Source organism: Pseudonocardia sp. Ae505_Ps2 (genome assembly GCF_001932425.1).
Taxonomy (GTDB): Bacteria; Actinomycetota; Actinomycetes; order Mycobacteriales; family Pseudonocardiaceae; genus Pseudonocardia.
The window spans coordinates 27,883-29,024 of the sequence record NZ_MCIP01000004.1 but is presented as its reverse complement, the minus strand read 5'-3'; the positions used below and the strand labels follow the sequence as shown (position 1 = coordinate 29,024).

3 protein-coding genes are annotated in these 1,142 nt (G+C 66.9%); all 3 read right to left on the bottom strand.

Annotated features, from left to right (window positions below; translation table 11 throughout):
• Positions 1-114 precede the first annotated feature (114 nt).
• Entirely contained in the window at positions 115-372 is a 258-nt protein-coding gene (locus Ae505Ps2_RS29540; protein WP_212567740.1) for a type II toxin-antitoxin system RelE/ParE family toxin, read from the bottom strand.
• 21 nt (positions 373-393) lie between these two features.
• On the bottom strand, positions 394-684 hold the full coding sequence (locus Ae505Ps2_RS29535) for a type II toxin-antitoxin system Phd/YefM family antitoxin (RefSeq protein ID WP_075312786.1): 291 nt from the start codon (positions 682-684) through the stop codon (positions 394-396).
• A gap of 206 nt (positions 685-890) precedes the next feature.
• On the bottom strand, positions 891-1,142 hold a 252-nt coding region (locus tag Ae505Ps2_RS31640), incomplete at its 5' end, for a transposase family protein (protein ID WP_349289830.1).

Below are 1,142 nucleotides of genomic sequence, written 5' to 3'. Positions count from 1 at the left end.
CAGAGCCGGGCTGTGTGTGGCCGCGGAGCAGCCAGGCTCGTTCGGGCATCGCAAGTCGAACACGTGGCCCATCGTAGAACGCTTGTTCGATACATGCGGAGCTGTTCAGTCCGGTCAGAGCCGGTCGTAGACCTCGCGGCGGTGTCCGACGGCCAGGACCAGGACCACGAGGGTGTCTCCATCGGGGCGGTAGACGACACGGTGGTCACCGACTCGGAGCCGGCGCACTCCGGGGTATCCCGTGAGGGGGAGGCTGACAGGGGGCGCGGGGGTCGGGTCGAGGGCGAGCCGGTCGAGGGCGTCGAGGATGCGTCGCGCTGCGGTTCGATCGAGTTTGCGGAGCTGGCGCCGGGCGTGGCTCGTCAGCTCCACCGTCCAGTGGGACGTCACTCGTCAGGCTCGGTCGTCGAGGATCTCGGCGCGGACGTCTCCGAGGGCATGGCGGGTGCCGTCGTCGGTTGCGATCACCTCGGCCGCCAGTCGGGACAGGGCGCGGTCTTCCAGCTCGTCAAGGAGGTCGAGGACGTCGACCGGGACGACCGCTGCGACACGGCGACCACCCCGGGTGATCGCGGTGGCAACCCCGGCGTGCTGCGCGGCGCCGACCACGTCGGAGAAATGGGCGCGAACGTCGGTGGCGCTGCGCTCGACGATGCCGTCAGGGGCATCCGGGGTGACAGTCATGTACCGATTGTACATTTCGCACGTCCTGTACGTCCAGTGGACATCGGCGCGCGCGTGACGGATGACAGCAGCCTACGAGCGCTGTCACTGGCTGCTGTCACACATTTTTCCTGACCAGCAGGCCTATGACAGCAGTGACAGCAACTTGGCGGGGTACACCTCCTGTTCTATCTCCTCTCGTTGAGGTGTTCTCAGTAGCGGGTTGATCATGTCGTGCGGTCGTACTCGGTGTGGAGTAGTACGAGCGCAGCTGCGGTGATCGCGCCGGTGCGCCAGGGACATAGCGTGACTCGCCGCAACGCGGCGAAGGTGGTCTTGAGCAGGGCGTTTCCGCGTTCGGCCAGAGCACGAAGGGCTGAGTGCAGGGTGTTGACGGTGCGCTGGTTGACCGTCTGCCCGCGGCCGGGGGCGAGTTTGATGGGCACGGTGAGCCGGTCGGCTTCGCCTTCGTAGCCGAG

What these genes read in the sequence shown, in the direction of transcription:
- Ae505Ps2_RS29535 (WP_075312786.1), bottom strand. Translation starts at nt 684, where the DNA reads ATGACTGTCACCCCGGATGCCCCTGACGGCATCGTCGAGCGCAGCGCC.